General features: G+C 52.9%; 14 protein-coding genes, 2 tRNA genes and 4 rRNA genes. 8 read left to right on the top strand and 12 right to left on the bottom strand.

What is annotated here, in order from left to right:
- Positions 1-94 precede the first annotated feature (94 nt).
- The 7 genes from I6L58_RS15075 to I6L58_RS15045 all read left to right on the top strand — a co-directional run bounded on the left by I6L58_RS15075 (position 95) and on the right by I6L58_RS15045 (position 9,437).
- Complete coding sequence (locus I6L58_RS15075; RefSeq protein WP_006178891.1) at positions 95-1,234, top strand: efflux RND transporter periplasmic adaptor subunit; 1,140 nt, start codon at positions 95-97, stop codon at positions 1,232-1,234.
- Between the two features lie 11 nt (positions 1,235-1,245).
- The gene (locus tag I6L58_RS15070) at positions 1,246-4,359 is read left to right on the top strand and encodes an efflux RND transporter permease subunit (RefSeq protein ID WP_088208417.1); all 3,114 of its coding nucleotides are present in this window, start codon (positions 1,246-1,248) and stop codon (positions 4,357-4,359) included.
- A 243-nt stretch (positions 4,360-4,602) separates the two neighbouring features.
- Complete coding sequence (locus tag I6L58_RS15065) at positions 4,603-4,824, top strand: lipoprotein (protein WP_006178893.1); 222 nt, start codon at positions 4,603-4,605, stop codon at positions 4,822-4,824.
- A gap of 459 nt (positions 4,825-5,283) precedes the next feature.
- Entirely contained in the window at positions 5,284-6,309 is a 1,026-nt protein-coding gene (locus tag I6L58_RS15060) for an amino acid ABC transporter substrate-binding protein (RefSeq protein WP_088208416.1), read from the top strand.
- A gap of 67 nt (positions 6,310-6,376) precedes the next feature.
- Positions 6,377-7,558, top strand: coding sequence for an amino acid ABC transporter permease (locus I6L58_RS15055; RefSeq protein WP_088208415.1), 1,182 nt, complete (start codon positions 6,377-6,379; stop codon positions 7,556-7,558).
- A 9-nt stretch (positions 7,559-7,567) separates the two neighbouring features.
- Positions 7,568-8,671, top strand: coding sequence for an amino acid ABC transporter permease (locus I6L58_RS15050; RefSeq protein WP_088208414.1), 1,104 nt, complete (start codon positions 7,568-7,570; stop codon positions 8,669-8,671).
- Positions 8,672-8,678: 7 nt separating this feature from the next.
- Entirely contained in the window at positions 8,679-9,437 is a 759-nt protein-coding gene (locus tag I6L58_RS15045; protein ID WP_042322185.1) for an amino acid ABC transporter ATP-binding protein, read from the top strand.
- A gap of 102 nt (positions 9,438-9,539) precedes the next feature.
- Here the strand turns inward: I6L58_RS15045 and rrf (I6L58_RS15040) are convergent.
- The 6 genes from rrf (I6L58_RS15040) to I6L58_RS15015 all read right to left on the bottom strand — a co-directional run bounded on the left by rrf (I6L58_RS15040) (position 9,540) and on the right by I6L58_RS15015 (position 14,764).
- Positions 9,540-9,655 (bottom strand): 5S ribosomal RNA (gene rrf, locus I6L58_RS15040).
- A 43-nt stretch (positions 9,656-9,698) separates the two neighbouring features.
- Positions 9,699-9,774 (bottom strand) — tRNA-Thr (locus I6L58_RS15035).
- 14 nt (positions 9,775-9,788) lie between these two features.
- Positions 9,789-9,904: ribosomal RNA gene (rrf, locus tag I6L58_RS15030) — 5S ribosomal RNA — on the bottom strand.
- A gap of 72 nt (positions 9,905-9,976) precedes the next feature.
- A 23S ribosomal RNA gene (locus tag I6L58_RS15025) occupies positions 9,977-12,881 on the bottom strand.
- Between the two features lie 182 nt (positions 12,882-13,063).
- Positions 13,064-13,139 (bottom strand) — tRNA-Glu (locus I6L58_RS15020).
- A gap of 85 nt (positions 13,140-13,224) precedes the next feature.
- Positions 13,225-14,764 (bottom strand): 16S ribosomal RNA (locus I6L58_RS15015).
- The 16S, 23S and 5S rRNA genes sit together here with 2 tRNA genes alongside, the layout of an rRNA operon.
- Positions 14,765-15,236: 472 nt before the next feature.
- Between I6L58_RS15015 and I6L58_RS15010 the strand changes: the two genes are divergently transcribed.
- A complete protein-coding gene (locus I6L58_RS15010) occupies positions 15,237-15,791 on the top strand; it encodes a gamma carbonic anhydrase family protein (RefSeq protein ID WP_042322194.1) in 555 nt (184 codons plus the stop codon).
- Here I6L58_RS15010 and I6L58_RS15005 read toward each other — a convergent pair.
- The 6 genes from I6L58_RS15005 to dprA are packed head-to-tail and all read right to left on the bottom strand — an operon-like array spanning position 15,767 to position 19,551.
- Positions 15,767-16,015, bottom strand: coding sequence for a DUF1488 family protein (locus tag I6L58_RS15005; protein WP_006178899.1), 249 nt, complete (start codon positions 16,013-16,015; stop codon positions 15,767-15,769). The two genes, I6L58_RS15010 and I6L58_RS15005, sit on opposite strands and share 25 nt — an antisense overlap.
- A complete protein-coding gene (aroE, locus tag I6L58_RS15000; RefSeq protein ID WP_088209520.1) occupies positions 16,012-16,830 on the bottom strand; it encodes a shikimate dehydrogenase in 819 nt (272 codons plus the stop codon). Before aroE ends, I6L58_RS15005 begins: the two co-directional genes overlap by 4 nt.
- Before the next feature lie 4 nt (positions 16,831-16,834).
- Positions 16,835-17,407 carry an L-threonylcarbamoyladenylate synthase type 1 TsaC gene (tsaC, locus tag I6L58_RS14995; protein WP_088209514.1) on the bottom strand — a complete coding sequence of 191 codons (573 nt, stop codon included), beginning with the start codon at positions 17,405-17,407 and terminating at the stop codon, positions 16,835-16,837.
- On the bottom strand, positions 17,400-17,954 hold the full coding sequence (locus tag I6L58_RS14990) for a DNA topoisomerase family protein (protein ID WP_042322196.1): 555 nt from the start codon (positions 17,952-17,954) through the stop codon (positions 17,400-17,402). Before I6L58_RS14990 ends, tsaC begins: the two co-directional genes overlap by 8 nt.
- 27 nt (positions 17,955-17,981) lie before the next feature.
- Positions 17,982-18,455, bottom strand: coding sequence for a DUF494 family protein Smg (smg, locus tag I6L58_RS14985; RefSeq protein WP_006178903.1), 474 nt, complete (start codon positions 18,453-18,455; stop codon positions 17,982-17,984).
- Positions 18,427-19,551: a DNA-protecting protein DprA gene (gene dprA / locus I6L58_RS14980; protein WP_088209515.1), complete on the bottom strand. Its 1,125-nt coding sequence runs from the start codon at positions 19,549-19,551 to the stop codon at positions 18,427-18,429. Before dprA ends, smg begins: the two co-directional genes overlap by 29 nt.
- Positions 19,552-19,626 lie beyond the last annotated feature (75 nt).

Genomic DNA, 19,626 nt, shown 5'->3' with positions numbered 1-19,626 from the left:
ACTATTATACGCAGCTACATTTTTATTTTTTGCCCCCTACCCTGTTCACCGATTCACGACAAATATCGGTAAACGGGTATTTAAAGGAACCGTAATGACCAATCATTTCAGACTCTTACCTTTATCCGGTTTCATTGTCTGCGCCGCGCTGCTCGCCGGATGTGATGGGCAGGATAATGTACAGCAGCATGCGCAGCCGCCACAGGTTAGCGTTCACATCGTTAAAAGCGCCCCGCTGGCGGTCACCACAGAGTTACCGGGCAGAACGGATGCTTTTCGCGTTGCGGAGGTTCGTCCTCAGGTGAGTGGAATCATTCTGCGTCGTAATTTTACTGAAGGCAGTGATGTCAAAGCGGGCCAGTCTCTTTATCAAATCGACCCTGCCACCTACCAGGCAGCTTACGACAGCGCAAAAGGCGATCTGGTAAAAGCGCAGGCGGCGGCGAATATTGCTCATCTGACGGTGAAGCGTTATGTCCCCCTGGTCGGTACGCAGTACGTCAGCAAGCAAGAGTACGATCAGGCCGTGGCAAACGCGCAACAGGCCGATGCCAGCGTCGTGGCAGCAAAAGCCGGTATGGAAAGCGCACGTATCAATCTTGCGTATACCAAAGTCACTTCTCCTATTGACGGTCGTATTGGTAAATCCAGCGTCACCGAAGGCGCGCTCGTCACGAACGGGCAGTCTACTGCGCTGGCGACGGTGCAACAGCTCGACCCGATTTATGTCGACGTTACCCAGTCCAGCGGCGAATTTATGCGTCTGAAACAGACGAGCCTGCAGAAAGGCGAAAATGCCAGCTCGGTTGAACTGATCATGGAAAATGGTCAACCCTATCCGCTGAAAGGCACGCTTCAGTTCTCCGATGTCACCGTCGATGAAAGCACCGGATCTATCACCCTGCGAGCGCTGTTCCCGAACCCACAGCACATGCTTTTACCCGGCATGTTTGTGCGCGCCCGCATAGATGAAGGTACGCAACCGGATGCCATTCTGGTTCCGCAGCAGGGCGTCACCCGTACGCCACGCGGCGATGCAACCGTGCTGGTCGTGAACGACAAAAATCAGGTTGAAACACGTACGATCGTTGCGCCACAGGCCATTGGCGATCGCTGGCTGGTAACGAAAGGGCTGAAAAATGGGGAGCGCGTGATCGTTAGCGGCCTGCAGAAAGTCCGTCCTGGCGTCACCGTTGTGGCAACACCTGATACCGCCGCTACTCCTGCCAGTTAAGGGAAGACTTCATGGCTAATTTCTTTATTCAGCGGCCAGTTTTCGCCTGGGTGCTCGCCATTATTTTGATGATTGCGGGCGGCCTCGCCATTTTAAAACTGCCCGTCGCACAATATCCAACCATTGCTCCCCCTGCGGTCGCCGTCACGGCGACGTACCCGGGTGCGGATGCGCAGACGGTTCAGGATACCGTCACCCAGGTTATCGAGCAGAACATGAACGGCATCGATAACCTGATGTACATGTCGTCCACCAGCGATTCCGCAGGTAATGTGACCATTACCCTGACGTTCCAGTCGGGGACCGACCCTGACATTGCTCAGGTTCAGGTTCAAAACAAACTTCAGCTGGCGATGCCGCTGCTCCCACAAGAAGTACAGCAGCAAGGGATCGGCGTAGAAAAATCCAGCAGTAGCTTCCTGCTGGTGGCGGGATTTGTTTCTGATAATAAAAGTCTGAGCCAGGATGATATCTCTGACTATGTCGCCTCGAACGTGAAAGATGCAATTAGCCGGACCTCAGGGGTTGGCGATGTTCAGCTGTTTGGTGCGCAGTACGCGATGCGTATCTGGCTCGACAGTAACGCCATGAACAAATACCAGCTTACCCCTCTGGATGTGATTAACCAGTTAAAGACGCAGAACAACCAGATTGCAGCGGGTCAGTTAGGCGGTACACCGTCTATACCCGGACAGCAGTTAAACGCCTCAATTATTGCTCAAACGCGTTTGAAATCGCCGGAAGAGTTTGGTCGGGTCACGCTGAAGGTCAACCCGGATGGCTCAATGGTGCATCTGAAGGATGTTGCCCGAATTGAGCTGGGCGGCGAAAACTACAACATGGTCACCAAGATTAATGGCCAGGCGGCAACCGGCCTTGGGATCAAACTGGCTACCGGTGCAAACGCGCTGGATACAGCTGCCGCCATTAAGAGCAAGCTGGCGCAGCTGCAACCCTTCTTTCCACAGGGCCTGAGAGTCGTTTATCCGTACGACACCACACCTTTCGTGAAGATCTCTATTCACGAAGTGGTGAAAACGCTGTTTGAAGCGATCATTCTCGTTTTCCTGGTGATGTATCTGTTCCTGCAAAATCTGCGGGCAACGCTGATCCCGACAATTGCCGTGCCGGTCGTGCTGCTTGGCACCTTCGCCATCCTGGCGGCGTTTGGTTTCTCCATAAACACCCTGACGATGTTTGGGATGGTGCTGGCGATAGGCTTGCTGGTGGATGATGCCATCGTGGTCGTCGAGAACGTCGAGCGCGTCATGGTTGAAGACAAACTGCCGCCCAAAGAGGCGACGCAGAAGTCGATGGAACAGATCCAGGGCGCACTGGTCGGCATCGCCATGGTTCTTTCGGCGGTCTTTATTCCGATGGCCTTCTTTGGCGGCTCGACCGGCGCCATCTACCGCCAGTTCTCACTGACTATCGTCTCTGCCATGGCGCTCTCGGTGCTGGTTGCGCTGATTTTAACGCCTGCGCTGTGCGCCACACTGCTTAAACCCGTTTCCGGCGATCACCACGAGAAGAAAGGGGGGTTCTTTGGCTGGTTTAACGCGCTGTTTGACAGGAGCGTGGATCATTACAGTAACAGCGTGAGCGGGATCTTACGCAAAACCGGGCGTTATCTGCTGGTCTATCTCATTATCGTCGGCGGCATGGCGGTGCTGTTCCTGCGCCTGCCGACCTCGTTCCTGCCCGAAGAGGATCAGGGGGTGTTCATGACGATGGTGCAGCTGCCAGCCGGTGCTACGCAGATGCGCACCCAGAAGGTGCTGGATCAGGTTCAGGATTACTATCTGACGAAAGAGAAAGCGAACGTTGAATCTGTCTTCACGGTAAACGGGTTCAGCTTTAGCGGCCAGGGCCAAAACTCAGGCATCGCGTTTGTCAGCCTCAAGCCCTGGGAAGAACGTCCGGGTAAGGAAAATGGCGTAGGTGCAATTGTGAGCCGCGCAACGAAAGCCTTCAGCCAAATCAAAGATGGCCTGGTCTTCCCGTTCAACCTACCCGCTATTATTGAGCTGGGTACCGCGACTGGCTTCGACTTTGAATTGATAGATCAGGCAAACCTGGGACATACGCAACTTACGCAGGCACGTAATCAGCTGCTTGGTATGGTAAGAGAGCATCCTGACCTGCTGGTTCGCGTGCGTCCTAACGGCCTGGAAGATACGCCTCAGTTCAAGCTGGATGTCGATCAGGAGAAAGCCCAAGCCTTAGGCGTAAGCGTTTCTGATGTAAACCAGACCGTCTCAACGGCGTTGGGTGGCACCTATGTAAACGACTTTATCGACCATGGACGCGTGAAAAAAGTGTACGTTCAGGCCGATGCCCGTTTCCGTATGTTGCCTGGCGACATTAACAGCCTGTATGTCCGTAGCGCGAACGGTGAAATGGTCCCCTTCTCGGCCTTTAGCAGCTCACACTGGGTGTACGGTTCGCCACGTCTGGAGCGCTTCAATGGGATGCCATCAATGGAGATCCTTGGTGAGTCCGCACCGGGAAAAAGTACCGGTGAAGCAATGGCGTTAATGGAAAGCCTGGCCTCAAAACTGCCTGCTGGTATCGGCTATGACTGGACGGGGATGTCTTACCAGGAACGACTTTCCGGTAACCAGGCACCGGCGTTATACGCCATTTCACTGATCGTGGTGTTCTTATGCCTGGCCGCTCTTTATGAAAGCTGGTCTATTCCGTTCTCGGTCATGCTGGTTGTGCCGTTAGGCGTCATCGGTGCGCTTCTTGCCGCATCGATGCGCGGGCTGAACAACGATGTTTACTTCCAGGTGGGCCTGCTCACAACCATCGGTTTGGCGGCCAAGAACGCCATATTGATCGTTGAATTTGCTAAAGATCTCATGGATAAAGAGGGTAAAGGCATTATCGAAGCGACGCTTGAGGCCTCGCGAATGCGCTTGCGCCCTATCCTGATGACGTCTCTGGCATTTATTCTCGGCGTCATGCCGCTGGTCATTAGCAGTGGTGCAGGCAGCGGTGCGCAAAACGCCGTCGGCACGGGCGTAATGGGAGGGATGCTTTCAGCGACCCTGCTGGCCATCTTCTTCGTGCCCGTCTTCTTTGTGGTGGTGCGGCGACGTTTCACGAAACATAAAGATTAATGAATGACTGAAAAGGCACCTCTGGTGCCTTTTTTAATTCCCGCGAGAATAACGTTTCATGTGCTCCACACTTTCTCCATTAATTACTTTTAGCGTCCGTTTTTCTCCATGATTTTTACAAACCACATAATTTGAGATTATTCCCCATGCGGGATGGGCTTATAGCAGTGGTAAAATAGGTGCTAATTCGTTAATTGCCGCTCTGGCTTTAAGGCGAATGTGAGAAAACACTGAGGTAACATCATGAAAAGATTCATTTCCGTTGCACTTCTCGCTGCGCTGCTTGCTGGTTGCGCACACGATTCTCCATGTGTACCGGTATACGACGATCAGGGCCGACTGGTTCATACCAATACCTGCATGAAAGGCACCACCCAGGATAACTGGGAAACTGCAGGTGCCATTGCCGGTGGCGCTGCCGCTATCGCAGGTCTGACGCTGGGCATCGTCGCCCTGACCAAATAAAAACGTCTTTGAAAGCGCGGCTCAGTCCGCGCTTTTGCTTCCCTTCTTCCTGAACGTAAAAAGGTTAATGTTAAATTCAGGGAAAACCGTCATTCAAAAACCCGTCACATCTTTTTTTGTATCGTCTATTTAATTTCATTTTTCTTCGTGATTATTTTCACATATTAATTACATTCAATACCCTGCCAATATTCACGTCAGAAACTATCTTTCGTTTAAACATGCGCTTAAATAAACTTTTGCTCCAATTTGTGGCGCAGGTTGGAATTTCGCACCATTCCAGAGCATTCGATTTATTTAACCCTGTCTACACTCAGCATTGTGCGCCCTGTTCTCGTTTATTTTATCGGGCGTAAACCTGGCATTACGTTTGCTTTATAAACGTCGGCCACATCCACAGACAGGTCAAAGCGTTTCAAAACGCCTTTATAACGATAATTTCGCCACACAGGATGCATTATGAAAAAGACGATGATAGCCAGCCTGGCCGCAGCGGGCGTGTTGTTTGCTGTTGCCAGCCAGGCCCATGCGGGTACGACGCTGGATGCCGTTAAAAAGAAAGGTTTTGTACAATGTGGGATCAGCGACGGTTTGCCTGGCTTCTCTTATGCCGATGCAAACGGCAAATTTACCGGCATCGACGTTGATGTCTGCCGTGGCGTTGCCGCTGCGGTTTTCGGTGATGACAGCAAAGTGAAATATACCCCGCTTACGGCAAAAGAACGTTTCACGGCGTTGCAGTCAGGCGAAGTGGATATGCTGTCGCGTAATACCACCTGGACATCTTCACGTGATGCCGGTATGGGCATGTCATTCACCGGTGTAACCTATTACGACGGTATCGGGTTCCTCACCCACAATAAAGCTGGCCTGAAAAGTGCCAAAGAGCTGGACGGCGCAACTGTATGTATTCAGGCGGGAACGGACACTGAGCTTAACGTCGCAGATTACTTCAAAGCAAATAGCATGAAGTACACCCCGGTCACCTTTGACCGCTCAGATGAGTCAGCGAAAGCGCTGGAATCAGGACGTTGCGATACGCTTGCGTCGGACCAGTCGCAGCTGTATGCCCTGCGAATTAAGCTGAGTAATCCGGCTGAATGGATTGTCCTTCCTGAGGTTATTTCTAAAGAACCTCTCGGCCCCGTCGTTCGCCGTGGTGATGAAGACTGGTTCTCCATCGTGCGCTGGACGCTGTTCGCCATGTTGAATGCAGAGGAGATGGGCGTCACCTCGAAAAACGTCGATGAGAAAGCTGCAAATCCATCGACACCGGATATGTCACACCTGCTGGGCAAAGAGGGCGATTTCGGCAAAGACCTGAAGCTTGATAACAAATGGGCTTACCACATCGTTAAACAGGTCGGGAATTATGGCGAAATTTTCGAGCGCAACGTGGGTTCTGAAAGTCCGCTGAAGATAAAACGCGGCCAGAACAATCTCTGGAACAACGGCGGCATTCAGTACGCCCCACCTGTACGTTAAGCATCGGCTGTAACGGGCACTGCGCTCGCGGTGCCCACTCCGGAGACATGGTTACCGAGGTTTTTTTATGCCCCATCGCCGCTCTGCCATAAAAGGATCGCTATCCTTTTCTCATCCCGCGGTCCGCGCCTGGCTATTTCAGATTATTGCTGTTATCGCGGTTGTCGTCATCGCCGCTTATATAATTCATAACACCGTGACCAATCTGAATAATCGCGGTATTACATCCGGCTTTGCATTCCTGGATCGCAGCGCGGGTTTTGGAATTGTTCAGCATCTTATCGATTACCAGGAAGGTGATACCTACGGGCGCGTGTTTGTGGTTGGTCTGCTGAATACGCTACTGGTCTCGGCTCTGTGCATCGTTTTCGCGTCGCTGCTTGGGTTCTTCATTGGCCTGGCGCGGCTTTCCGATAACTGGTTGTTGAGGAAACTGTCGACCTTTTACATTGAGACGTTCCGCAATATCCCGCCCTTGTTGCAGATCTTTTTCTGGTATTTCGCTGTCCTGCGCAACCTCCCGGGGCCGCGCCAGGCCGTAGACGCTTTCGACCTGCTTTTTCTCAGCAACCGGGGGCTCTACATCCCTTCCCCTCAGGTTGCTGAGGGGATATACGCCTTTGTTATCGCTATTGCACTTGCGCTTGTCATCTCTGGCGGTCTGTTTCGCTATAACCGGAAACACCAGGTTAAAACCGGACAACTTCGTAAGACATGGCCATTCGCGCTAGCGTTGATTGTTGTCCTGCCATGGGCTGCCCGGAGTCTGTTTGGCGCCGCGCTGCACTGGGATGTTCCCCACCTGCGCGGGTTTAATTTCCAGGGTGGTATGGTTTTAATCCCGGAGCTGGCCGCCCTGACGCTGGCGCTGTCTATTTATACCTCAGCGTTTATTGCTGAGATCATTCGAGCAGGGATCCAGGCCGTACCCTATGGACAACACGAGGCCGCACGCTCTCTGGGCTTGCCAAATACGGTGACGCTGCGTCAGGTCATTATTCCTCAGGCTCTACGGGTCATCATTCCGCCACTGACCAGTCAGTATCTGAATATTGTGAAAAACTCGTCGCTGGCGGCCGCGATTGGCTATCCGGATATGGTGTCGCTGTTCGCCGGAACCGTGCTTAATCAGACCGGCCAGGCGATTGAAACCATCGCCATCACCATGTCTGTCTACCTGATCATCAGCCTGAGCATTTCGTTGTTGATGAACCTCTACAACCGCCGCATCGCGCTGGTTGAGCGCTAAGGAACGATGATGAGTAAAGCGATACTGTCACACTCTGCGCGCCCATCCCTCTCTCCGGGCGGACGCTATGTTACCTGGGCACGTAAGAATCTGTTTTCCAGCTGGGGTAACTCGCTTCTGACGGTGGTTTGCCTGTGGCTGATGTGGGAATTACTTCCTCCGCTGCTGAACTGGGCCTTATTACAGGCAAACTGGACGGGCACGACTCGCGAAGACTGTACTAAAGCGGGAGCATGCTGGGTATTTATTCACCAGCGATTTGGCCAGTTCATGTATGGGTTATACCCTCATGAACAGCGCTGGCGGATCAATCTGGCGCTGGCGATCGGGTTGCTCTCCATCGCCGTTATGTTCTGGAAAAAAGTCCCTCACCGTGGACGCTATATCGCCTGCTGGGCGGTTGTGTATCCCCTTGTCGTATGGGTGCTGCTGTACGGTGGTTTTCTGGGGCTGGAACGCGTCGAAACCCGCCAGTGGGGCGGCCTGACGCTGACGTTGATCATTGCTTCCGTTGGGATTGCCGGCGCGTTGCCGTGGGGGATTTTGCTCGCACTGGGACGGCGCTCCACCATGCCGGTGGTGCGCGTGCTCTCCGTTATTTTTATTGAATTCTGGCGCGGCGTGCCGCTCATCACCGTTCTGTTTATGTCATCAGTCATGCTGCCGCTGTTTATGGCGGAGGGCACCACCATAGACAAGCTGATCCGTGCCCTGGTCGGGGTCATTCTCTTCCAGTCCGCCTATGTGGCTGAAGTGGTTCGTGGCGGGCTTCAGGCGCTGCCTAAAGGACAGTACGAAGCCGCAGAATCCCTGGCGCTGGGTTACTGGAAAACGCAGGGGCTGGTGATCCTCCCCCAGGCGCTCAAGCTGGTTATTCCCGGGTTGGTCAACACGATCATCGCCCTTTTTAAAGATACCAGCCTGGTGATCATCATCGGGTTGTTCGATCTCTTTAGCAGCGTGCAGCAAGCCACCGTTGATCCCGCCTGGCTCGGGATGTCCACGGAAGGGTATGTCTTTGCCGCGCTGATCTACTGGATCTTCTGTTTTAGCATGTCGCGCTATAGCCAACATCTGGAAAAGCGCTTTAACACCGGGCGTACACCGCACTGAGGAAATGATGAGCCAAATAACGATGACCCCCGCCGACGCGATGATTACGCTGGAAAACGTCAATAAATGGTACGGGCAGTTTCACGTATTAAAAGACATTAACCTGAAGGTAAAACAGGGGGAAAGGATCGTCCTGTGCGGTCCTTCTGGATCGGGAAAATCAACGACAATCCGTTGTATTAACCATCTTGAAGAGCATCAGCAGGGGCGGATTGTGGTGGATGGTATTGAGCTGAATGAAGATATCCGCAATATCGAACGCGTTCGCCAGGAAGTGGGGATGGTGTTTCAGCACTTTAATCTGTTCCCGCACCTGACCGTTTTGCAGAACTGCACGCTGGCACCTATTTGGGTTCAAAAGATGCCGAAAAAAGAGGCTGAAGCGCTGGCGATGCACTACCTGGAACGCGTGCGCATTGCAGAACATGCTCATAAATTCCCGGGACAGATCTCCGGTGGTCAGCAGCAACGCGTCGCTATCGCGCGGTCGCTGTGCATGAAGCCGAAAATCATGCTGTTTGATGAGCCAACGTCCGCTCTCGATCCAGAAATGGTCAAGGAGGTGCTGGATACCATGATCGGGCTGGCGCAATCGGGGATGACCATGCTGTGCGTGACGCATGAGATGGGATTTGCGAGAACCGTAGCTGACAGGGTGATCTTTATGGATCGCGGTGAAATTGTTGAGCAGGCTCCGCCAGATGAGTTCTTTGCTCATCCTAAGTCAGAGCGTACACGGGCATTTTTATCTCAGGTGATCCATTAAGTGTTTTGTGCCCGGAAGCGCTACGCTTACCGGGCCTGCAGATTCATACGGCCCCAAACGCAAAAAGGCCATCCTTCCGGATGGCCTCTTCACTTATTTGATGTCTGGCAGTTCCCTACTCTCACATGGGGAGACCCCACACTACCATCGGCGCTACGGCGTTTCACTTCTGAGTTCGGCATGGGGTCAGGTGGGACCACCGCGCTAAAGCCGCCAGACAAATTCTTTTACTTCTTGCCGAACTTTAACCTAAGTATAAAGTGGTGCTGATACCCAGAGTCGAACTGGGGACCTCACCCTTACCAAGGGTGCGCTCTACCAACTGAGCCATATCAGCACGCTAAATTTGATGCCTGGCAGTTCCCTACTCTCACATGGGGAGACCCCACACTACCATCGGCGCTACGGCGTTTCACTTCTGAGTTCGGCATGGGGTCAGGTGGGACCACCGCGCTAAAGCCGCCAGGCAAATTCTGTTAATCTGTATCAGAGCTGAAATTTGATTGTCTGTCTCTTCGCCGAAACAGCTTCGGCGTTGTAAGGTTAAGCCTCACGGTTCATTAGTATCGGTTAGCTCAACGCATCGCTGCGCTTACACACCCGACCTATCAACGTCGTCGTCTTCAACGTTCCTTCAGGAGACTTAAAGTCTCAGGGAGAACTCATCTCGGGGCAAGTTTCGTGCTTAGATGCTTTCAGCACTTATCTCTTCCGCATTTAGCTACCGGGCAGTGCCATTGGCATGACAACCCGAACACCAGTGATGCGTCCACTCCGGTCCTCTCGTACTAGGAGCAGCCCCCCTCAATTCTCCAGCGCCCACGGCAGATAGGGACCGAACTGTCTCACGACGTTCTAAACCCAGCTCGCGTACCACTTTAAATGGCGAACAGCCATACCCTTGGGACCTACTTCAGCCCCAGGATGTGATGAGCCGACATCGAGGTGCCAAACACCGCCGTCGATATGAACTCTTGGGCGGTATCAGCCTGTTATCCCCGGAGTACCTTTTATCCGTTGAGCGATGGCCCTTCCATTCAGAACCACCGGATCACTATGACCTGCTTTCGCACCTGCTCGAGCCGTCACTCTCGCAGTCAAGCTAGCTTATGCCATTGCACTAACCTCCTGATGTCCGACCAGGATTAGCTAACCTTCGTGCTCCTCCGTTACTCTTTGGGAGGAGACCGCCCCAGTCAAACTACCCACCAGACACTGTCCGCAACCCGGATTACGGGTCCACGTTAGAACACCAGCCATTAAAGGGTGGTATTTCAAGGACGGCTCCACGCAGACTGGCGTCCACGCTTCAAAGCCTCCCACCTATCCTACACATCAAGGACCAGTGTTCAGTGTCAAGCTATAGTAAAGGTTCACGGGGTCTTTCCGTCTTGCCGCGGGTACACTGCATCTTCACAGCGAGTTCAATTTCACTGAGTCTCGGGTGGAGACAGCCTGGCCATCATTACGCCATTCGTGCAGGTCGGAACTTACCCGACAAGGAATTTCGCTACCTTAGGACCGTTATAGTTACGGCCGCCGTTTACCGGGGCTTCGATCAAGAGCTTCGCGTTGCCGCTAACCCCATCAATTAACCTTCCGGCACCGGGCAGGCGTCACACCGTATACGTCCACTTTCGTGTTTGCACAGTGCTGTGTTTTTAATAAACAGTTGCAGCCAGCTGGTATCTTCGACTGATTTCAGCTCCACCCGCAGGGGCTTCACCTACATATCAGCGTGCCTTCTCCCGAAGTTACGGCACCATTTTGCCTAGTTCCTTCACCCGAGTTCTCTCAAGCGCCTTGGTATTCTCTACCTGACCACCTGTGTCGGTTTGGGGTACGATTTCGTGTTACCTGATGCTTAGAGGCTTTTCCTGGAAGCAGGGCATTTGTTACTTCAGCACCGTAGTGCCTCGTCATCACACCTCAGCGTTAAAAGGTACCGGATTTACCTGGAACCTCCGCCTACATGCTTAAACCGGGACAACCGTCGCCCGGCTAACATAGCCTTCTCCGTCCCCCCTTCGCAGTAACACCAAGTACAGGAATATTAACCTGTTTCCCATCGACTACGCCTTTCGGCCTCGCCTTAGGGGTCGACTCACCCTGCCCCGATTAACGTTGGACAGGAACCCTTGGTCTTCCGGCGAGCGGGCTTTTCACCCGCTTTATCGTTACTTATGTCAGCATTCGCACTTCTGATACCTCCAGCATGCCTCACAGCACACCTTCAACGGCTTACAGAACGCTCCCCTACCCAACAACGCATAAGCGTCGCTGCCGCAGCTTCGGTGCATGGTTTAGCCCCGTTACATCTTCCGCGCAGGCCGACTCGACCAGTGAGCTATTACGCTTTCTTTAAATGATGGCTGCTTCTAAGCCAACATCCTGGCTGTCTGTGCCTTCCCACATCGTTTCCCACTTAACCATGACTTTGGGACCTTAGCTGGCGGTCTGGGTTGTTTCCCTCTTCACGACGGACGTTAGCACCCGCCGTGTGTCTCCCGTGATAACATTCTTCGGTATTCGTAGTTTGCATCGGGTTGGTAAGCCGGGATGGCCCCCTAGCCGAAACAGTGCTCTACCCCCGAAGATGAGTTCACGAGGCGCTACCTAAATAGCTTTCGGGGAGAACCAGCTATCTCCCGGTTTGATTGGCCTTTCACCCCCAGCCACAGGTCATCCGCTAATTTTTCAACATTAGTCGGTTCGGTCCTCCAGTTAGTGTTACCCAACCTTCAACCTGCCCATGGCTAGATCACCGGGTTTCGGGTCTATACCCTGCAACTTAACGCCCAGTTAAGACTCGGTTTCCCTTCGGCTCCCCTATACGGTTAACCTTGCTACAGAATATAAGTCGCTGACCCATTATACAAAAGGTACGCAGTCACCCCATAAAGAGGCTCCCACTGCTTGTACGTACACGGTTTCAGGTTCTTTTTCACTCCCCTCGCCGGGGTTCTTTTCGCCTTTCCCTCACGGTACTGGTTCACTATCGGTCAGTCAGGAGTATTTAGCCTTGGAGGATGGTCCCCCCATATTCAGACAGGATACCACGTGTCCCGCCCTACTCTTCGAGTTCACAGCATGTGTGCTTTCGTGTACGGGACTATCACCCTGTACCGTCGGACTTTCCAGACCGTTCCACTAACACACAAGCTGATTCAGACTCCGGGCTGCTCCCCGTTCGCTCGCCGCTACTGGGGGAATCTCGGTTGATTTCTTTTCCTCGGGGTACTTAGATGTTTCAGTTCCCCCGGTTCGCCTCGTTAACCTATGTATTCAGTTAACGATAGTGCAACGGATTGCACTGGGTTTCCCCATTCGGACATCGACGGGTCAAAGGTTCATATCACCTCGCCGTCGCTTTTCGCAGATTAGCACGTCCTTCATCGCCTCTGACTGCCAGGGCATCCACCGTGTACGCTTAGTCGCTTAACCTCACAACCCGAAGATGTTTCACTTCTGATTGCGAAAATTTGAGAGACTCGAACACACATTAACTGTGTGTCGTTTCAATTTTCAGCTTGATCCAGATTTTTAAAGAGCAAATATCTCAAACGTCACCCGAAGATGAGTTTTGAGATACTGAGGCAGGTGACTTTCACTCACGAACCAGCAAGTGGCGTCCCCTAGGGGATTCGAACCCCTGTTACCGCCGTGAAAGGGCGGTGTCCTGGGCCTCTAGACGAAGGGGACGTGTCAGTCTCAATCGCAAGACGCCTTGCTATTTACTTTTCATCAGACAATCTGTGTGAGCACTACAAAGGCAGGTTCTTTAAGGTAAGGAGGTGATCCAACCGCAGGTTCCCCTACGGTTACCTTGTTACGACTTCACCCCAGTCATGAATCACAAAGTGGTAAGCGCCCTCCCGGAGGTTAAGCTACCTACTTCTTTTGCAACCCACTCCCATGGTGTGACGGGCGGTGTGTACAAGGCCCGGGAACGTATTCACCGTAGCATTCTGATCTACGATTACTAGCGATTCCGACTTCATGGAGTCGAGTTGCAGACTCCAATCCGGACTACGACGCACTTTATGAGGTCCGCTTGCTCTCGCGAGGTCGCTTCTCTTTGTATGCGCCATTGTAGCACGTGTGTAGCCCTACTCGTAAGGGCCATGATGACTTGACGTCATCCCCACCTTCCTCCAGTTTATCACTGGCAGTCTCCTTTGAGTTCCCGGCCGGACCGCTGGCAACAAAGGATAAGGGTTGCGCTCGTTGCGGGACTTAACCCAACATTTCACAACACGAGCTGACGACAGCCATGCAGCACCTGTCTCAGAGTTCCCGAAGGCACCAAAGCATCTCTGCTAAGTTCTCTGGATGTCAAGAGTAGGTAAGGTTCTTCGCGTTGCATCGAATTAAACCACATGCTCCACCGCTTGTGCGGGCCCCCGTCAATTCATTTGAGTTTTAACCTTGCGGCCGTACTCCCCAGGCGGTCGACTTAACGCGTTAGCTCCGGAAGCCACGCCTCAAGGGCACAACCTCCAAGTCGACATCGTTTACGGCGTGGACTACCAGGGTATCTAATCCTGTTTGCTCCCCACGCTTTCGCACCTGAGCGTCAGTCTTTGTCCAGGGGGCCGCCTTCGCCACCGGTATTCCTCCAGATCTCTACGCATTTCACCGCTACACCTGGAATTCTACCCCCCTCTACAAGACTCTAGCCTGCCAGTTTCGAATGCAGTTCCCAGGTTGAGCCCGGGGATTTCACATCCGACTTGACAGACCGCCTGCGTGCGCTTTACGCCCAGTAATTCCGATTAACGCTTGCACCCTCCGTATTACCGCGGCTGCTGGCACGGAGTTAGCCGGTGCTTCTTCTGCGGGTAACGTCAATCGACAAGGTTATTAACCTTATCGCCTTCCTCCCCGCTGAAAGTACTTTACAACCCGAAGGCCTTCTTCATACACGCGGCATGGCTGCATCAGGCTTGCGCCCATTGTGCAATATTCCCCACTGCTGCCTCCCGTAGGAGTCTGGACCGTGTCTCAGTTCCAGTGTGGCTGGTCATCCTCTCAGACCAGCTAGGGATCGTCGCCTAGGTGAGCCGTTACCCCACCTACTAGCTAATCCCATCTGGGCACATCTGATGGCAAGAGGCCCGAAGGTCCCCCTCTTTGGTCTTGCGACGTTATGCGGTATTAGCTACCGTTTCCAGTAGTTATCCCCCTCCATCAGGCAGTTTCCCAGACATTACTCACCCGTCCGCCACTCGTCACCCGAGAGCAAGCTCTCTGTGCTACCGTTCGACTTGCATGTGTTAGGCCTGCCGCCAGCGTTCAATCTGAGCCATGATCAAACTCTTCAATTTAAGTTTGATGCTCGTGAATTAAACTTCGTAATGAATTACGTATGTTCACTCAGAGACTTGGTATTCATTTATTGTCCGAAGACATTAAGAATCCATGTCACTTTGAGTGCCCACACAGATTGTCTGATAAATTGTTAAAGAGCAGTTGCGACGCGCTTTAGCGCTCTGTCGCGAGGTGGCGTATATTACGCTTTCCTCTTTCAGAGTCAACCCTGAATCTCAGGATTTTTTCTCTTCAACCGACCGGTTGTTGTGTGAAGTGATTCACATCCGCCGTGTCGATGGAGGCGCATTATAGGGATCCCATTTTTTAGCACAAGTATTTTTTGGATCTTTTTTACTGACTGCTGATTTTCCGCGCTTTTCGCTGAAATCCCATCCGATCTGACTAAATATTGACGCATTTTGTCTTGCCTCGACCCTACAATGCGATCAAAGTCTTCTTATATAACGCTCATCTGTCGAGGTAGATATGTCTGCAGCATTACGTCCCTATAAAGATCTGGTCCCTCAAACAGGCGATCGCGTGATGATCGATCCCAGCAGCGTGGTCATTGGCGATGTTCGAATGGCAGACGATGTCAGTGTGTGGCCGCTCGTCGCGATCAGGGGGGACGTCAACTATGTAGCAATTGGCGCACGGACCAATATTCAGGACGGCAGCGTCCTGCATGTCACTCACAAATCGTCCTACAACCCGCAGGGCAATCCGCTTATTATCGGCGAGGATGTTACCGTAGGTCATAAAGTCATGCTTCACGGCTGCACGATTGGAAACCGGGTTCTGGTAGGGATGGGGTCGATTTTGCTCGATGGCGTCATCGTAGAAGATGACGTAATGATTGGCGCCGGGAGTCTTGTTCCGCAAAATAAACGCCTGGAAAGCGGCTATCTCTATTTAGGCAGCCCGGTAAAACAGATCCGCCCCTTAAAAGAGGCGGAAATTGAAGGGCTGAAGTACTCGGCCAACAACTACGTTAAATGGAAAAATGACTATCTGGATCAGGACAACCAAATCCAGCCCTGATCGTCCTCCATCTGATCGCGAATTAAATCGCTGGCTTCCTCTTCAAGATCCCAGCGATTTTCGCAGAATATTTCAAGCGGCGCGGAGCCACCAAAGCGACGACGTAGCGTTTCCCCGCTAATAGCACAGGTAAGCTGCATGCCGTGTACCAGCACCGGGAAACATACCGCCTGCTTCTCTTCATCCCAAATTTCCCGGTCCGGAAAGTGGATCGCCTGGTTCACGCCATCAGTTCCCGTTTCAACGTTTCAATCACCGGCTCAACCTCAGGCAACACGCCATGCCAGAGAAGTACAGCATGCGCAGCTTGTCCCACCAGCATACCCAGACCATCCGCCATATGTTTTGCGCCATGTTTTTCGCACCACGCCAGGAAAGGCGTTTTTCCCTTCTGATAATACATGTCATATAAATAGAGATGACTGCTTATCAGCGACGCAGGGATCGCGGGGACTTCACCGCCAATGCCGCTGGACGTCGCATTAATGACGAGATCGAACTCCCGATCGGCAAGATCGTTAAGGTCTACCGCACTCACGCTGCTGGTGTGTGCAAATAACGCTGCCAGCGCTTCCGCTCTGGAGAAGGTTCTGTTGGTAATGGTTACAGCACAATCCAGCGAAAGCAGAGGAAGCAGCACGCCCCGTGAAGCCCCACCCGCGCCAATCAGCAGAACCCGAAAGCCGGGTTTAATAAATGACAGTCTTTCGAGATCGCTGAGTAAGCCGATCCCGTCGGTGTTATCACCCAGAAGGCGTCCATCCTCAAGCCGTTTGAGGGTATTCACCGCGCCCGCAAGAGACGCACGCTCGGTGAGTTCATCCGCGCGTTCGAACGCCTCTTCCTTAAAAGGCACGGTCACATTCGCACCTTTACCGCCCGCCGAGAAAAAGGCGTCCAAAGCAGGCACAAATGCATCTACGGGAGCCAACACACGGCCATAGGGATGATCTATCTGAAGTTGCTCAGCAAATTGCTGATGGATCAACGGTGATTTACTGTGCGCTATCGGATTACCAAAAACAGCGTAGGTTTCCATCATGTTACCCCTGTCGAAAACGTTCGCCGGTTAAGGCATCGCGAATTTCAGACGGATTCAGGCGACCGCCCGTTTCGCCGATCGCGACCGGAAAATCATTCCCGAACTGAGCCAGCACTTCTTCGGTTGTGCGACAAGGAGGCAATCCCGTCAGGTTGGCGCTGGTAGAGACCAGGGGTTTACCAAACGCCAGACACAGTTCCACCACCAGCGGATGGTCAGTTACGCGAACGGCGAGGGAATCAAAGCGCCCGGTCAACCAGCGCGGCGTGGTTGGCTGTGCCGGGAAAACGAAGGTCACTGGCCCAGGCCAGGCCGAGAAGATCGTCTCACGCTGCGCCGGGGTCAGCATGGAATCATCTATATAAGGTTTAAGCTGCTCATAGTTAGCAGCAATTAAAATCAGCCCTTTTTCAACGGGTCTCTGCTTGAGTGCAAGTAAACGACTGACGGCCTTCTCACTGTCGGGGTCACAACCGACACCAAAGACAGCCTCTGTCGGATAAGCGATGACTTCTTCATTTTTCAGGACGTCCACCGCATGCGCAATGGAGCCTGTTGGCAGGTTATTATTCACTGGTTTGATCCGCCGAAACCGGCTTTCCACATTGTTTACTGGCGCAGAAGTGTTTCAAGCCTTGCGCCGTTTTCTTCTCTATAAGTAGCGGATAATTGCAATGAGGGCAGACCCCCGCTACCGGTTTGAAATTGATAACGAACTGGCATTCAGGATAGCGATCGCATGAATGGAAGGTCTTACCAAAACGAGAACGACGCTGCACCAGCTGCCCGCGTTGACACTGTGGGCAGGCAATCGCCGTTTCATCGGGCTTATCAATTTGTTCTGTATGTCCACATTCAGGGTATCGGCTGCATCCGATAAACATCCCGAAACGCCCCTGTCTCAGCGCCAATTCGCTGCCGCAAAGTGGGCACAATTGCCCCTCCAGAACTTTGACGATATGTCCGTCCGCCTGGCTTTTCAGGGGACGGACATAATCACATTCCGGATAGTGTGAACAACCGAGAAACGGACCGTGTTTCCCGGACCGAATGACAAGTTCAGCCCCGCACTGTGGACAGGGCTCATTTTTATGCACCGTGAACAGTGCTGATTTGGCCATAACAACTCTTGGTGCTGCACATAGAATTTAGTGCAGCATACCTTCATTCACTTCAAAGAGTAATTCTTCCATTTGCTGATAGGCATTTTCACAGCCCGGAATATTGAACAGAACCATCAGGATGACCCACTTGAGATCGTCCAGTTCAAATTCTGCCGTATCCAGCGCCATCACGCGCTCTATCACCATTTCTCGCGTTTCGAGGTTTAGCACCTGAATCTGCTCAAGGAATAAAATGAATCCCCGGCAGCTTGCATCCAGCCTTTCACACTCTTCAGCTGTATAGATGCGTACAGAAAGTGGGTCCGAAGCCAACTGCATCGGCTCGGCCAGACCTTCCTGATAATCAGCCAGTTTCTCCAGCCACATCAACGCATTATAAATATCTTCCCGCTCAAATCCTGCATCGGTAAGATCCCGTGTCAATTTGTCCTGATCCACTCGCATTTCTGCTTCGTTATGGATGTAAGTCTCAAACAAATACATCAGTACGTCGAACATGGCTTGCCCTCCTTAATCGGACATAGCCGCCGGGTACAGCTGCGATCCATCCTGCTAACTCCAGTTCGAGTAGCTGTGCTACCGTAACTGGCACAGGTTGGCCGGCACGTTCAGCGACAACGTCAACAGGTGTTACCTCATCTCCTACGTTAGCCAGGAGCTTGGGAAATGGCAATGCCACCGCCTGCTGATCTGATGAATTATGTCTCTTTTCGGGTTCCTCTGGCAGCCACTGCAAACCGTGTTGCACATTTTGCAGAATGTCTTCAATACAGGTAACAGGCGTTGCGCCTTGCTTGATGAGCCAGTGTGGGCCTTCGCAACCGGGATTACCAACAGGGCCGGGTAGCGCAAACACTTCTCGCCCCTGCTCCAGAGCGCACCTTGCCGTAACAAGCGAACCACTGCGTATTGCCGCTTCGACGACCAGGACGCCCTGGCTCAACCCGCTGATAATCCGATTACGGCGAGGAAAATTACCGGGCCTGGGCTGCGTCGATAAAGAGAACTCCGACACTATCGCCCCGCCCGACTCAACCAGCCGCTCAGCCAGATGATGATGCCGTCGCGGGTACACGCTAAAAAGCCCGTTGCCTAACACCGCCACGCTGCGGCCACCTGCTGCAAGAGCTGCGTGATGAGCAACGCCATCGATACCGCACGCCAACCCGCTGGTTATCGTAAAACCGCACTGCGCCAGCGACTCGCACAGGATCTTTCCCCATCGCTCACCATACCATGAGGGGGCACGACTCCCGACAACCGCCAGTTGAAGGGTTGTGAGCACATCCAGGCTTCCTTTCACAAACAGCGCGCCGGGATAATCAGGAAAGGTTCGCAACAAAGGGGGATAGAGAGGATGATGGGCAGTCAGCAAATGATGCCCCGGCTGCTCTAACCATTTAAGGCTTGATTCCAGCTCGCATTCACTCAGCGCAACGAATTTTTCGGCGCGCTTTGCTGACAGCCCCGCCTCCCTTGCTGAGCCAGTATCGATAACGGTCTGGCGCGAGAGTTTTTCTGCGATATCCAGCATCTCTTCGCCACCCAATGAACCGATGCTGATAAGCCGTAACCATATCTCTGTAGATGTCATCCTTTCCCCTGCCACACGCCGTCTCCGCAATCATTGCGATTGGTCACAGATGCTGTCAATCGAAGGGGGATTTGT

The organism is Enterobacter cancerogenus (assembly GCF_019047785.1).
Taxonomy (GTDB): Bacteria; Pseudomonadota; Gammaproteobacteria; order Enterobacterales; family Enterobacteriaceae; genus Enterobacter; species Enterobacter cancerogenus.
Note: the sequence above shows the minus strand (reverse complement) of the source record. Positions and strands in the feature narration are given on the sequence as shown.

What these genes read in the sequence shown, in the direction of transcription:
- I6L58_RS15075 (WP_006178891.1), top strand. Translation starts at nt 95, where the DNA reads ATGACCAATCATTTCAGACTCTTACCTTTATCCGGTTTCATTGTCTGC.
- I6L58_RS15070 (WP_088208417.1), top strand. Translation starts at nt 1,246, where the DNA reads ATGGCTAATTTCTTTATTCAGCGGCCAGTTTTCGCCTGGGTGCTCGCC.
- I6L58_RS15065 (WP_006178893.1), top strand. Translation starts at nt 4,603, where the DNA reads ATGAAAAGATTCATTTCCGTTGCACTTCTCGCTGCGCTGCTTGCTGGT.
- I6L58_RS15060 (WP_088208416.1), top strand. Translation starts at nt 5,284, where the DNA reads ATGAAAAAGACGATGATAGCCAGCCTGGCCGCAGCGGGCGTGTTGTTT.
- I6L58_RS15055 (WP_088208415.1), top strand. Translation starts at nt 6,377, where the DNA reads ATGCCCCATCGCCGCTCTGCCATAAAAGGATCGCTATCCTTTTCTCAT.
- I6L58_RS15050 (WP_088208414.1), top strand. Translation starts at nt 7,568, where the DNA reads ATGAGTAAAGCGATACTGTCACACTCTGCGCGCCCATCCCTCTCTCCG.
- I6L58_RS15045 (WP_042322185.1), top strand. Translation starts at nt 8,679, where the DNA reads ATGAGCCAAATAACGATGACCCCCGCCGACGCGATGATTACGCTGGAA.
- I6L58_RS15010 (WP_042322194.1), top strand. Translation starts at nt 15,237, where the DNA reads ATGTCTGCAGCATTACGTCCCTATAAAGATCTGGTCCCTCAAACAGGC.
- aroE (WP_088209520.1), bottom strand. Translation starts at nt 16,830, where the DNA reads ATGGAAACCTACGCTGTTTTTGGTAATCCGATAGCGCACAGTAAATCA.
- I6L58_RS14990 (WP_042322196.1), bottom strand. Translation starts at nt 17,954, where the DNA reads ATGGCCAAATCAGCACTGTTCACGGTGCATAAAAATGAGCCCTGTCCA.
- smg (WP_006178903.1), bottom strand. Translation starts at nt 18,455, where the DNA reads ATGTTCGACGTACTGATGTATTTGTTTGAGACTTACATCCATAACGAA.
- dprA (WP_088209515.1), bottom strand. Translation starts at nt 19,551, where the DNA reads ATGACATCTACAGAGATATGGTTACGGCTTATCAGCATCGGTTCATTG.